General features: G+C 72.5%; 12 protein-coding genes. 6 read left to right on the forward strand and 6 right to left on the reverse strand.

Annotated features, from left to right (window positions below; genetic code table 11):
• Positions 1-102: 102 nt before the first annotated feature.
• Together ACZ59A_RS15340 and ACZ59A_RS15345 are read right to left on the reverse strand one after the other, a co-directional pair.
• Positions 103-1365: an MFS transporter gene (locus ACZ59A_RS15340; protein WP_470958485.1), complete on the reverse strand. Its 1263-nt coding sequence runs from the start codon at positions 1363-1365 to the stop codon at positions 103-105.
• A gap of 114 nt (positions 1366-1479) precedes the next feature.
• Positions 1480-2283, reverse strand: a complete 804-nt coding sequence (locus ACZ59A_RS15345) for a DeoR/GlpR family DNA-binding transcription regulator (protein WP_470958486.1) — start codon at positions 2281-2283, stop codon at positions 1480-1482.
• Positions 2284-2391: 108 nt separating this feature from the next.
• On the opposite strand from ACZ59A_RS15345, the gene ACZ59A_RS15350 reads away from it, so the two are divergent.
• The 5 genes from ACZ59A_RS15350 to ACZ59A_RS15370 are packed head-to-tail and all read left to right on the forward strand — an operon-like array spanning position 2392 to position 7808.
• Entirely contained in the window at positions 2392-3060 is a 669-nt protein-coding gene (locus ACZ59A_RS15350; protein WP_470958489.1) for an HAD family hydrolase, read from the forward strand.
• A gap of 5 nt (positions 3061-3065) precedes the next feature.
• Positions 3066-4148, forward strand: coding sequence for a 2-hydroxyacid dehydrogenase (locus ACZ59A_RS15355; protein WP_470958491.1), 1083 nt, complete (start codon positions 3066-3068; stop codon positions 4146-4148).
• Positions 4145-5605, forward strand: coding sequence for an FGGY family carbohydrate kinase (locus ACZ59A_RS15360; RefSeq protein WP_470958493.1), 1461 nt, complete (start codon positions 4145-4147; stop codon positions 5603-5605). Before ACZ59A_RS15355 ends, ACZ59A_RS15360 begins: the two co-directional genes overlap by 4 nt.
• A complete protein-coding gene (locus ACZ59A_RS15365; RefSeq protein WP_470958495.1) occupies positions 5602-7347 on the forward strand; it encodes a dihydroxyacetone kinase family protein in 1746 nt (581 codons plus the stop codon). The genes ACZ59A_RS15360 and ACZ59A_RS15365 overlap by 4 nt, the downstream gene beginning before the upstream one ends.
• Positions 7344-7808, forward strand: coding sequence for a ribose-5-phosphate isomerase (locus ACZ59A_RS15370; protein ID WP_468045009.1), 465 nt, complete (start codon positions 7344-7346; stop codon positions 7806-7808). The genes ACZ59A_RS15365 and ACZ59A_RS15370 overlap by 4 nt, the downstream gene beginning before the upstream one ends.
• Before the next feature lie 4 nt (positions 7809-7812).
• Here the strand turns inward: ACZ59A_RS15370 and ACZ59A_RS15375 are convergent, their stop codons facing one another.
• Positions 7813-9339 carry an amidase family protein gene (locus tag ACZ59A_RS15375; RefSeq protein WP_470958498.1) on the reverse strand — a complete coding sequence of 509 codons (1527 nt, stop codon included), beginning with the start codon at positions 9337-9339 and terminating at the stop codon, positions 7813-7815.
• Between the two features lie 310 nt (positions 9340-9649).
• On the opposite strand from ACZ59A_RS15375, the gene ACZ59A_RS15380 reads away from it, so the two are divergent.
• A complete protein-coding gene (locus tag ACZ59A_RS15380) occupies positions 9650-10930 on the forward strand; it encodes a YeeE/YedE family protein (protein WP_470958501.1) in 1281 nt (426 codons plus the stop codon).
• Positions 10931-10963: 33 nt separating this feature from the next.
• On the opposite strand, the gene ACZ59A_RS15385 is transcribed toward ACZ59A_RS15380, so the two are convergent.
• From ACZ59A_RS15385 to ACZ59A_RS15395, 3 genes are all read right to left on the reverse strand, one after another.
• Positions 10964-11542 (reverse strand): toxin, encoded by a 579-nt coding sequence (locus ACZ59A_RS15385; RefSeq protein WP_470958504.1) that lies wholly within the window; start codon positions 11540-11542, stop codon positions 10964-10966.
• Complete coding sequence (locus tag ACZ59A_RS15390) at positions 11539-12003, reverse strand: helix-turn-helix domain-containing protein (RefSeq protein ID WP_470958506.1); 465 nt, start codon at positions 12001-12003, stop codon at positions 11539-11541. Before ACZ59A_RS15390 ends, ACZ59A_RS15385 begins: the two co-directional genes overlap by 4 nt.
• Positions 12004-12251: 248 nt before the next feature.
• Positions 12252-13415: an MAB_1171c family putative transporter gene (locus tag ACZ59A_RS15395; protein ID WP_470958509.1), complete on the reverse strand. Its 1164-nt coding sequence runs from the start codon at positions 13413-13415 to the stop codon at positions 12252-12254.
• Positions 13416-13417: the final 2 nt, after the last annotated feature.

Consider the following 13417-nt stretch of genomic DNA (forward strand, 5'->3'; position numbering starts at 1 on the left):
CACGGCTCTCCTCGTTCGCTCGCTTCCACCCTGAGGGAGGGGCGAACAAGAGCACCAGGTTCCGGCCAGGGACGCACGACGGCCGGACCACCGGGCGGAGAGCTACGACGAGGCCGTGGCCGCGTCCTTCCGGGCCGCGTCGGTGGCCACCGGCGAGCCGTCCCGCTCCTCCGGCAGCTTCAGCAGCAGCGTCAGCACGAAGGCCACCAGGTACAGGGCGAGGAAGACGATCGTGACGCCGCCCGCGCCGACCAGGGGGAAGAAGAGGCTGGCGAGCGCCGGGCCGACGAAGGCCGCGCCGCCCGCGCCCAGGTTGAGCAGGGCCATCGAGCCGCCCTTGTTCTCCGGGGCCATCGACGGGATGAGTGCCGAGATGGGAACGAAGCCCGCGAGGGTCGCCCCGTAGAACATGCCCGCGAGCACCGCGACCCAGAAGTAGTCCGGACCGAGCCACACCGGTACGAAGTACAGCGTCGTGACGCTGATCGCGCAGCCCAGGGCGCCGAAGCCCGCGATGGTCGTGCGCCAGCCGATGCGGTCGGAGAGGACGCCGAAGATGAGGTTGAAGAAGATGTTCGTGCCGTAGATGATCGCCAGCAGCTGAAGCCACTTGTCCTCGCCGAACCCGACGTCGTCGGAGAAGATCCGCGGCAGGTACACCAGCATGCCGAACTCGGGCGCCGTGTTGATGACCCGGACCAGGCAGCCCACCAGGACGCGCGGATGGGTCCAGACGATGGAGACGGAGTTGAGCAGGCTCTCACGGGTGGTGACCTCCGGCGGCGCCATCCGGTCACCGCCGGGCCTGCGGCGCGCGCCGACCAGGGCGATGGCACCGCCGAGGAGGATGAGGGCGAGCGCGGACCACAGCGTGCCGAGACGGCCGAACGAGGGGATGGTCAGGCTCGACCACAGCGAGCCGAGGGTGGGCAGGCCCCCGGTGAAGGCGAAGTAGAACCAGCCGACCGCGGTGCCCAGCCGGGCCTTCGGCGCCGTGTTGGTGATCCAGACGAGGAAGCCGAACGCGAAGAGCGGGTAGCCGAAGCCCCGGATGCCGTAGAAGAGCAGCATCAGCGGGTAGTTCTCCGTGCCCAGTGCGAAGAGCAGATACGCGGCGTCGAAGACGGCCCAGATCACCAGGCCGATCCACATCACCCGGCGCGGCCCCCACACCTGGCAGAGCGCGCCGGAGAACCAGGACGCCAGCATGACGGCGATGCCGTACACGGTGATGACGTACCCGGCCCGTACGTCCGTCGCGGCGCCGTGGTCGGCCATGTACGGGGCGATGAAGCCGGATTCGACACCATCGCCGATCATGAACAGGAGCACGCCCACATAGCCCAGGACCAAGGCTTTCGGCATCGCTACCTCCACTCTGAGGTGTGTCTGCGGTGAGACGGAGTACGACCGCAGATACTCAAGCGCGCCGAGAGAAATATCAAGAGTCTTGGTAAGAATAACGGGAAGCGATGTTAATTATCTCGCGTCGGCCGCCTCGACCGCCTCGACCACCCGCACATCGGTCAGCTCCCGCATCTCCCGCAGCAGCTCCTCGTCCACCGGGCCGGTCAGCAGCACATGGTCGAATGAGTCCACGCTTTCCAGCCGGTGCAGCGCCCGGCGGCCCACCTTGCTGTGGTCCATGAGCAGCACGCTCGTCGCGCCCGCCTGCCGGGCCGCCCGCTTGATGCTGACGATCTCCTGCTCCTGATGGAACGTCATGCCCGCGGTCATCCCGGAGGTGGACAGCACGGTCAGATCGACGGAGACGCCGCTGATCATGTCGATCGCGGGCAGTCCGATCCATGAGTCGTGGGTGCGCGAGTACTCGCCGCCCACGCAGATCAGCCGGATGCCCTCGGCGTTCCTCAGCTCCTCCGTGATCAGGCGGTAGTTCGTCACTACCGTCAGCGGCCCGACCTCGGGCAACAGCCGCGCCAGGGCCAGCGCCGAGGTCGAGTCGTCCAGCATCACCGACATCCCCGGCGCCACGAACGACAGCGCGGCGCGGGCCAGCGCCTCCTTCTCCCCGGTGTGCGCGTGCAGCCGGAAGTCCGAGCTGGACTCGAAGACCATCGAGGGCTGCGCGGAGACACCGCCGTGGTATTTGCGCAGAATGCCGCGGTCCGCCAGCTCGGCGATGTCCCGGTGGACCGTCATCAGGCTGACGCCGGTCAGCTCGGCCAGCTCGGCCACGGTGGCGTCCCCCCGGGCCAGAACGTGGTCGACGATCAGTTGGTGTCGCTGTTGCCGCGCACCGCGCGAGGACGGGAGAGTCATGACTCCATCCTGCCGTGCCGATTTCTCACATGTAACCAGTGACAAGTCACATGTGGACTGTTAATTTCGCTGTGACGCAATCATCAGCCAGGGGAGACAGGGGTACGCATGGCCGACGCAGTGGTGTTCGACATGGACGGCGTACTGGTGGAGAGCGAGCATCTGTGGGAGGAGCTGTGGACCGCGTACGCCGCCGCACACGGCCGTTCCTGGGGCCCGGAACAGACGCGTGACGTCCAGGGGATGAGCGCCCCCGAGTGGGCCGCCTACCTCACCCGGTTCTGCGGGGCGGGCGAGCCCGCGGAAACCACCGAGCGGACCGTCGTCGACGGCATGGTGCGGGCGCTGGCCGACGGGCGCATCGAGCTGCTGCCCGGAGCCCGCGAGATGATCACTGCCACCGCCGAACGCGGACCGGTCGCGCTCGCCTCCTCCGCGCCGCGCCGGGTCATCGACGCCGTCCTCGTCCACCACGCGGTCGACCACCACTTCAAGGCGACCGTCTCCAGCGCCGAAGTGGAGCGCGGAAAGCCGAGCCCGGACGTCTACCTCGCCGCCGCGAGCGCACTCGGCGTGGCACCGGAGCGCTGTCTCGCGGTCGAGGACTCCAGCAACGGACTGCGCGCCGCCGCGGCGGCCGGGATGACCGTCGTGGCCATCCCCAACCCGCAGTATCCACCGGCCGAGGACGCCCTGGCGGCCGCCGCCTTCCGCTCCCCGGACCATCCCGCCGTCACCGAGTTCCTGCTGCAGCGGCTCGACGCCCGAGGGGAGTGACCGACATGACCACGGTTCTGGTAGCAGGCGACGACTTCATCGCCCCCGAACTCTTCTCCGGCGCCCTCAACAGGGCCCTGGGCGACGCCCTGCCCGCCACCGGGCTGAGCTTCCGTACGCTGCGCACCCGCTGGCCCAACGAGCCCTTCGGGCCGGTGGGGGCCGACGCCCGGGGAAGCGGCGGCGTCAAGGAGGCCAGCGGCACCGAGGAACAGGTGCTGGAGGCGCTCGGTGACGCGAGTGTCGCCCTCACCCAGATGGCCCCCTTCACCGCCCGAGTCATCCGCGAGGCACCGCGGCTGAAGTTCATCGGCGTGGCCCGCGGCGGCCCCGTCAACGTGGACGTGGCCGCCGCCACCGCCGCCGGAATCCCGGTCACCTTCACCCCCGGGCGCAACGCCGCCGCGGCTGCCGAGTTCGCCGTCGGCCTGATCCTCGCCGCCCTGCGCCGCATCACCTTCGCCGACGCGGCCCTCAAGGAGGGCCTGTGGCGCGGCGACTACTACGCCTACGAGAACGCCGGACTGGAACTCGACGGCGCCACCGTCGGGCTCGTCGGGTACGGGGCCATCGGCGCGATCGTCGCCCGCGTGCTGCGCGCCTTCGGCTCCCACGTCCTCGTATCCGATCCGTACGCGGATCCGGCCAAGGCGCAGGCCGACGGGGTCGAACTCACCTCCCTGGACGACCTGTTGCGGCGCAGCTCCGTGGTGAGCCTGCACGCCCGGGTCACCCCCGAGACGCGCCATCTGCTCAACGCCCGCAACCTCGCCCTGCTGCCCGAGGGCGCCGTCCTCGTCAACTCGGCCCGTGGCGATCTGCTCGACTACGCCCCGCTGCCCGGGCTGCTGGAGTCCGGCCGGCTCGGCGCGCTCGCCCTCGACGTCTACGACGTCGAACCGCCCCCGGCCGACTGGCCGCTGCACCACGCCCCCAACGTCATCACCACGCCGCATCTGGCGGGCGCCACCCGGCAGACCGCCGACCGGGCCGCCACGATCACCGCCGCCGAGGCCGCCCGGTTCCTGCGCGGCGAACCGCCGCGGCACGTCGCCAACCCGGAGGTGCTGACCGGAGGCCGATCGTGATCGTCGGAGTGGACATCGGGACGTCGGTCACCAAGGCCCAGCTGATCTCCCGCGACGGCCGCACCACCCCCGCGCACGAGGCCCGCAGCACCGTCTACACCCTGCCCGGACAGCGCGTCGAGCAGGATCTGGACGATGTCGTGGGCACCGTGGAGACCGTCATACGGGCGGCCCTCGCCGACTCCGCCGAAATGAACGGGGAACCGGTCGAGGCGCTGGCCCTCACCGGGCAGGGCGACGGCCTGTGGCTGCGCGACGCCACCGGCGCCCCCGTCGGCCGCGCACTGTCCTGGATGGACGGCCGGGCCGCGGACCGGCTCGACCGGTGGACCGCCGACGGCACCCTGCGCGCCCTGCACCGGCGTACCGGCGTCGGCCTGTTCCCCGGCTCCGCCGCGCCCCTGCTGGCCCATCTCGCCGAACACGAGCCGGAGCGGCTGGCCGCGGCGCACGTCGCCGGGTACTGCGTGGACGCCGTCGTACAGCGGCTGACCGGCGCCGTGACCGTCGACGCCTCCGACGCCTCGCAGCCGTTCCTCGACGTCGCCACCCGTACGTACGACGAGACCGCGCTCGACCTGTGCGGGCTGTCCGACCACCGCCGGCTGCTGCCGGACCCGGCGCCGCCCGGCACCCTGCACCGGCTGCTGCCCGACGCCGCCCGGCGGCTGGGCCTGCCCGCGGGACTGCCGGTCTCCGCCGGTCCGTTCGACATCCCGGCCTGCGCCTTCGGCTCGGGAATCGCCGAACCCGGCGAGGGCAACCTCATCATCGGCACCACCCTCGCCGCCCAGACCCTCGACAGCGAGCCACGCCCGGCCGCCGCCGACGAACCCGCCGGAATGGTCCTGGCCACCCCGTACGAGGGCCGGTTCCTGCGCGTCATGCCCGCCATGATCGGCACCGCGGGCCTGGACTGGCTGCTGAAACTGCTCGACGTGAAGATCGAGGCGCTGGACGCGCTGCTCGTCCAGTCCCCGCCCGGCGCCTCCGGCGTCACCGCACTGCCGTTCCTGTCCGCCAGCGGCGAGCGCGCCCCCTTCGTCGACGCGCGGGCCCGCGGCCGGTTCGACGGCCTCTCCCCGCTGACAGGCCGCGCCGACCTGGTGCGGGCGCTGTGCGAGGCCGTCGCCTACTCGGCCCGGCACTGCATGGAGACCCTCGGCGTCTGCGGCGCCATCACCGCGTGCGGCGGCGGCGCGCGCTCCGGGGAATGGGCGCGGATCTTCGCCGGAGTCCTCGGCCGCGACCTGGACATCTGCGACGACGCCGTGGGCATCCGGGGCGCCGCCCAGACCGCCTGGCACGCGCTCGGCACGCCCGTCGACCCCGCCGCCTGGCGCGCGCCCCGCCGCACCGTGCCCGCCGAGCGCGGGCTGATCGACCACTACGACGAGGGCTACGCCGACTACCGCCTCGCCCTCGATGCCGCACGCGACGGCTGGAGCACACGATGACCAGGCTCTTCAACGACCCCGCCCGGTTCATGGACGACATGATCACCGGGTTCGCCGCCGCCCATCCCGACCATGTACGGGCCGTGCCCGGCGGCGTGGTGCGCGCCCGCCCCACCGCCACGGGCAAGGTGGCCGTCCTCACCGGCGGCGGCTCCGGCCACTACCCCGCCTTCTGCGGCGTCGTCGGCCCCGGATTCGCCGACGGCTCCGTCATCGGCGACGTGTTCACCTCCCCGTCGGCCGCCCGCGCCCGCTCGGTCGCCGAGGCGGCGGAGGCGGGCGGCGGTGTCCTCTTCCTCTTCGGCAACTACGCCGGTGATGTGATGAACTTCGGCCTCGCCGCACGGCAGCTCACGGGCGACGGGATACCCGCCCGCTGCTTCGCCGTCACCGACGACATCGCCTCCGCGCCCGCCGACCAGACGGCGCGCCGCCGGGGCATCGCGGGCGGCTTCGTCGTCTTCAAGACCGCCTCGGCGGCGGCCGAGGAGGGCGCCCCGCTGGAGGAGGTCGTCCGCGTCGCCGAACACACCAACGCCCGGACCCGCACCCTCGGCGTGGCCTTCGACGGCTGCACCCTGCCGGGCGGCGAGGCACCCCTGTTCACCGTCCCCGAGGGCCGCCTGGGCCTCGGCCTCGGCATCCACGGCGAACCGGGCGTCAGCGAGGACACCCTGGGCACGGCGGAGGAACTGGCCCGCACCCTGGTCACGGGGGTGCTGGCGGAGCGGCCCGCCGACGCGGGCGACGGCGGACGGGTCGCCGTCGTCCTCAACGGCCTCGGCGCCACCAAGTACGAGGAGCTGTACGTCCTGTGGGGCACCGTGGCCCGGCTGCTGGACGAGGCCGGGCTCACCCCCGTACGCCCCGAGGTCGGCGAACTCGTCACCAGCCTCGACATGGCGGGCTGCTCCCTCACCCTGACCTGGCTGGACGACGAACTGGAGCGGCTGTGGCGGGCCCCCGCCGACTCCCCGGCCTTCCGCCGCGGCGCCCCGCCCGAACCCCCGGCCGACGCCCCCGCCGTACGGCCCGCGGCGGCCCCGCGCAGCCTGGAGCGGTCCGCCGCCACCGCCTCCGGCGCGGCGGCCGAGGTCGCCGAACTGGCCGTCCACGCCCTGCGCGTCGCCCGCGACGCGCTGCACCGGGACGCGGAGGAACTGGGGCGGCTGGACGCGGTCGCGGGCGACGGCGACCACGGCCGCGGCATGTGCAAGGGCGTCGACGCCGCGCTGACGGCCGCCGAGAAGGCCCACGCCGAACGGCTCGCCCCGGCGGCGGTACTGACCGCCGCGGGCGACGCCTGGGCGGCGGAGGCCGGGGGCACCTCGGGTGCGCTGTGGGGCGCGGCGCTGCGCGCGCTCGGCGGCGTACTCCCGGCGGACCGGACACCCGGGCGCGAGGAGCTGGCGTCCGCCGCCACGGAGGCGCTCACCGCCGTCACCTCGCTCGGCGGGGCCGAGGTGGGCGACAAGACCCTGGTCGACGCCCTCGCCCCGTTCGCCACCGCCTTCGCCGGACAACTGCGCGCCGGGGCCCCGGTGGTCGAGGCGTACGCGTCCGCCGTGGTGGAAGCCCGTACGGCCGCCGAGCACACCGCCGCCCTGCGCCCCCGCCTCGGCCGCGCCCGTCCCCTCGCCGACCGCAGCGTGGGCACGCCCGACCCCGGAGCCACCTCACTCGCCGCGGTGCTGACCGCGGTCGCCACCCTCCCCGCGACGACAGGAAGCGATGCCGTATGACCACCGCGACCCCGTTCCGGATCGTCGTCGGCTGCGACGACGCCGGTTATGGCTACAAGGAAGCCCTCAAGCAGGACCTGCTCGCCGACCCCCGGGTCGCCGAGGTCATCGACGTCGGCGTGGGCAGCGACGAGCACACCGCCTACCCGCACGTCGCCGTCGAGGCGGCCCGCCGCGTCGCCGACGGCACCGCCGACCGCGCCCTTCTGGTGTGCGGCACCGGCCTCGGCGTGGCCATCAGCGCCAACAAGGTCCCCGGCATACGCGCGGTGACCGCCCACGACAGCTACTCCGTACGCCGCTCCGTCCTCAGCAACAACGCCCAGGTGCTCTGCTTCGGCCAGCGCGTCATCGGCATCGAACTCGCCCGCGCGCTCACCGACGACTGGCTCGCCCAGCGCTTCGACGAGACCTCCCCCTCGGCGGAGAAGGTGGCCGCCATCCGCAGCTACGAGGGCTGACCCCCTAGGGAGTGTCCGAGGGCAAGTAGCGCGGTGCCCGCCAGGCGTGCAGCCGCCGCTCCACCGCGGCCCCCAGCGAGAGCAGCGCGCCGTCCCGGTGGCCACCGGCCATCAGGAGCAGCCCCACCGGCAGTTCGCCCACCGACCCGGCGGGGACCGACAGGGACGGGTATCCGGCCACGGCCGCCGGGGTCGAGGACGGGATCACATCGTTGTCGCCCCGCGCGCAGTCCGTCGTCCAGGCGGGCGGGTTCGTCGGCGAGGCGATGGCGTCCAGCCGGTGGGCGGCCATGGTCTCGTCGATCGAACGCCGGGACAGGTCCTTCAACTCGGCGCGCTTGGCCCGGTACGCGGGGTCGCTGGTGGACGGCGCGGCGAGGGCCTGCTCGAACAGCTCCTGACCGGCGAAGCAGGTTCGCTCCGCCGGATGGGCGCGGTTGAATTCGACCAGCTCGGCGAGGTCGCGCGGCCCTTCACGAGTGGCGAGGTAGGCGTCGATGTCCCGGTGGAACTCGCTCAGCAGCGCCGGGAATTCCAGCTCGGCGAGCCGCTTCTGATGCGGCGGCGTCACCTCGACCACCTCGGCTCCCGCGCTGCGCAGCCTCTCCGCGGTCCGGGTCATCACGGCATCCACCTCCGGCCCGAGCGAGGACAGCCGCCACAGGCCGATCCGCTTGCCGCGCAGGCTGCCGGGGCCCCCGTTCGGGCGGGGCGGGACGGCGCCGCCGCTGAGCACCGACAGGGTGAGCGCGGTGTCGGTCACGTTGCGCGCCATGGGCCCCGCGGTGTCCTGCTCGGCGGAGATCGGGAGCACTCCGTCCCCGCTGACCAGGCCGAGGCTGGGCTTGTGGCCGACCACCCCGTTCATCCCGGCCGGGCACACGATGGAGCCGTCCGTCTCGGTGCCGATCGCCACCTGCGCGAGCGACGCGGCGAGCGCGGCGGCCGAACCGGCGGAGGACCCGCAGGGGTTCCGGTCCAGTACGTAGGGGTTGTTGGTCTGCCCGCCCATCGCCGACCACCCCGACGTCGGCTTCGCCGCACGGAAGTTCGCCCACTCGGACAGATTGGTCTTGCCGAGGATCACCGCCCCCGCGTCGCGCAGCCGCGTCACCAGAGCGGCGTCGGCGTCCGGCGGGCTCCCGGCCAGTGCCAGCGACCCGGCCGTCGTGGGCAGGTCGCGGGTGTCCACGTTGTCCTTCAGCAGGACGGGAATGCCGTCGAGCGGGCCACGGATCTCGCCGCGCCGATGCCGGGCGTCGCTGGCGGCGGCCTGGCGCCGGGCCGTGGGGTCGGTGCGCAACACCGCGTGGATCATGGGGTCGATGGCCTTGATCCGCCGCAGATAGGCGGTGGTCAGGGCGGACGAGGTCAGGGAGCCGTCCGCCATGCGCGCCTGTAATTCCGGGATCGTCACCGTATCGAGGTCGACCCCGGCTTCGGCGGCCTCCGCACGCGGATGCGGCGCGCCCGCACACAGCGATCCCACGACCAGGGTGGCGACCGCCACGACGGTGCTCCGCCTGCTCATGACCCTCATGTTCCTCATGGGAGTCAGCGGACTACGGGGCAGCGGCCCCGCGCAAGACCCTTTCGCGCCGCCGCCCGGACGATCTGTGGCTCACTCCACAGCTCGGCCGGTGACCTGCGGTTCCGGATAGTTGGCGGTGGAACGTATCCTCGAGGGCATGTCCGCACCCGCCCGCCTGCTGTGTCTCGCGCTGTTCGCGAACTCGGCGTGGTGTGTCGACGACGGCCTCTGTCGCCGCTGAACGGGAACCACCGGCTTTCCCCCAGCGCCGCCGCCACCCCTCCCTCTCGAACGTCCCCGGAGTCCGCCCGTGACCACCGCCCCGCCCGCCGTGGCGGCGAAGACCGCCGCACTGCTGTCCCCCTCACCCACTTCCGCGCCCCCGCCGGAGCCGCCCGCCGCACCGCCGGTCCGCCGGGTGCCGCTCGCCGTGTCCGGGCTGCTCGCCGTGGCGCTGACCGCGTATGTCTGGTCCGCCCACGGAGCCAAGCCCGGTGTTCTGCTGCTGCTCGGGCTCGCACTGGGCATCGCCCTCTTCCACTCCCGCTTCGGCTTCACCTCCGCCTGGCGGCAGCTGGTCGCCGTCGGCAACGGCACCGGGCTGCGCGCCCACACCCTGCTGCTCGGTACCACGGCCACCCTCTTCGCCCTGCTCATCGGCACCGGCACCGGCCTGTTCGGCTCCGTGCCCGCGCCCTCCGGCGGACCGCTGGGCCTGGGACTGCTGATCGGCTCGTTCGTCTTCGCGATCGGTATGCAGCTCGGCGGCGCCTGCGCCTCCGGCACCCTCTTCGCGGTCGGCTCCGGACAGACGTCGATCGTGCTCACCCTCGGCGGCTTCATCGGCGGTGCGACCCTCGCCGCCTGGCAGTTCGACCTGTGGAAGGACCTGCCCGCGCTGGAGCCGGTCGTCATGGCCGACCACATCGGCTGGTTCGGCTCCTGGGCGGTGACGACCCTCGTGCTCGTCGCCATCGCCCTGGTCAGCCGACGCGTGCAGGCCCGCCGCACCCCGCCGCCGACCGGCCCGGTGCCCTCGGCGCGCGGTGCCGCCGCCCGGGTGCTGCGCGGCTCGTGGCCGCTGGCCGTCGGCGCCCTGGCACTGGCCGTGCTGGGGGCCGGAGTGCTGCTGGTGTCCGGCGGTGCGTGGGGCGTCACCAGCGCCTTCAGCCTGTGGGGAGCGGAGCTGGTACGAGCCCTCGGCGGCCACCCGGAGAGCTGGAGCTGGTGGCAGCAGCCCGGGAACAAGGAGATGCTCGCCGGGCCGGTGCTCGGCGACAAGACCAGCCTCACCGACATCGGCATCATGATCGGCGCGGCCGCCGCCGCGGCGCTCGGCGGCACCTGGACGCTCCACCGCGGCGTGCCGTGGCGGACGGCGGTCGCGGCGGTGCTCGGCGGGGTGCTGATGGGCATCGGCGCCCGGCTGGCGGGCGGCTGCAACATCGGCGCCTACCTCGCGGGCATCGCCTCCGGCAGCCTGCACGGCTGGCTCTGGGGAGCCTTCGCGCTCCTCGGCACCTGGGCCGGGCTGAAGCTCCGGCCGCTCTTCGGGCTCGGCAATCCGAAGCCGGGCGACGGCATCTGCTGACGGCACGGGCGCTGACGGCACGGGGGCGAGAGCTCAGATCAGGGTGCGTTCGATGCGGCTGAGCGTGGCGTCCCGCCCCGACGCGGCGCCGTCGCCCGCTTCCTCGGCGGGCGGCGTGCCCCGCGGTTCTCCGCCGCTGCCCACCCGCTGGGAGAGCAGATAGGCGATGATCTCCGCTTCCTGTTCCGACACGTCGTCATAGGTGGCGCGCAGGAGCATGTCCCGCACGAGGTCGGGGTCGAGGTGCGGGAAGAGGAGGCGGGAGCTCGCCTCGTCCAGCCAACCCGCCCCGCGATGACGGCAGATGATGTGGCCCAGCTCGTGCAGGACGATGTGCTCCTGATGCGCGCTGGTCGTGTTGGCGTCGCAGAAGATCAGGTCCTCGTCGCGCGCGGCGACCCACATCCCGCACGGGTGCGACGTGGGGATCGGCATCGGGACCAGCGTGATCGGACGTTCGCGGATCTCGCCGAGGTAGCGGCAGAGTTCGGCCACATCGGCCACCTCCGGCAGATCGAGTTCGGCGATGCGCCGCGCACCGGCCTTCCGGAGCCTCTTGAGCTGGCTGCGGCGCTCCTGGCCGGCCGACCGCCCTCCTCCGAGGCCCCTCACCCGGGGTCCGAGGTGTCGGCGACCTCGGAGTCCGAGGCGTCGGTGACGGGCGGAAGGCCCTGCAACTGCCGGTACTGGTCCATGATGGTCGTGATGGCCCGCAGATTCTCCTTCTTCATCCCGGCCGCCCGCATCGCCACCGCCCGGACCCCCGCCTGCCGCAGCGCCTCGATGGCGGCGATCTCGCTGAGCACCGACTCGGCGACCGTGTCGTCGAAGAAGTAGGCCACCGATACGCCGAAGAAGCGTGCCAGGGCGGCCAGGAGGTCCGGTGAGGGGTTGGAGCGCTTGCCCGTCCGCAGCTGCGACAGATACACACCCCCGACCTTCAGCTCGGGGCTGGCCCGTTTCAGCTCCTCCGCCACCTCGGCGTTGGTCCAGTGCCTCCCCTTGGGACGAACCGTCTTGAAGAGGTTGTCCAGACGCACTGCCAGCATGGGCCGATCGTCGGTCTCGGACATGCGGTCCCCTTCCCCCACCTCCCCGAATTTTGCTCTCGGCTAATCGTCAGCTTCCCAGATTAGCTGTCAGTTGACAATCTGCCCCGACTCCGCCACCGTGGGACCTCGCCGATAGCTGCCAGCTAACTCCGCTTGCGGGGGTAGCGGAGTTGGCGGGCGGTTCATCGGCCTGGCCCGCGGGGGACGGGCCAGGTCCGGCCGGCCGGGGACACCCGGCCCGGCCGGACCGGCAGTCCGGGCGGGAATTCTCACCTCGCGCCGCTGAGCTTGCGATAGGCGGACGCCACCTTGGTGAGCCAGGCGACCTCCGCGGTGAAGTTGTCCGTGTCGCGGTCCTCGAAGTCGCCCGCGTCCTTGCTGTCCTCGGGGAGGGTGCCGTTGCGCTTCGCGTGCAGGGCCTGCCGGATCCGCGCCGCTTCCGCGAACGCCTGCCGGAACTCCTCGCCGTCACTCGCACCCGGCTCCGCCGCACCGCCGTCGGCGCCCGCGGCGCGGTCGATGTAGGGCCGCAAGTCCCGCCACCCGTCGCGGATTTCGACGACCCGGCGGTGGAGGCGGTAGTCGAGGTCGGACACCACGGCCCCGGGCGGCTCCAGGACGATGTCCGGGGAGGACTCGTACAGGTCCCGCCAGAGCGGGTACAACGCCCGGTACGACCGGTAACTGCGCGGCCACTCCAGTAACTTGGCGGCCGAGGCGCCCCAGGACGAGATGGTCAGGCTGACCGAGAGGATGGCGATGCCCGCCGCGCTGAAGAGGGACGCGGCGACCGACCAGGCCCCGATGTCGATCCCGAGCGCGGCGGTCAGGACGTTGACCGTCCTGGCCAGGCAGTAGAGGAAGAGGACCACCGCGGCCACGGACATCAGCCGCAGGGCCTGCCGCAGCGAGACCTTGTCGGTCATCCGGGCGTAGGGGCGGCACTGCCGGAAGATGGTCACGCACGGAACCGCCTGGGACGTGATGAAGGCCAGGAGGTAGCCGAGGATCAGCGGCTGGCCGCTGCCGCTGTTGAAGTCCGACGCCGGGCGGCCGGGGCCGTCGGCGAGGAAGAAGAGCGCGATCAGTAACGCGGTGAGGGCGATGCCGGTGATCAGCCAGTAACGCGCCTTCCGCACCGCCTCCGTATCGGCGGTCGACCAGTGCAACAGGATGATCTGCGCGGTCACGCAGACGGCGACCGCCGACACATGCATCAGCAGGATGGCGAGGTTGCGGACGCCGAGGAAGCTCTCGCTCCCCATGATGACGACACCCATCGTGAAGGTGACGCACTGGAGCAGCAGCGTGAGGACCAGCGCGCGGTAGGCGTTGTCCCGCCAACTGCGCCTGGCCTGGCCCAGCCGGTAGACGAGCGCGGCATACGACGAGAGCGCCGCGATGACGAAGCAGAGGGTCTTGGTGGTGTTCACGG

This window comes from Streptomyces sp. NPDC040405, assembly GCF_055595765.1.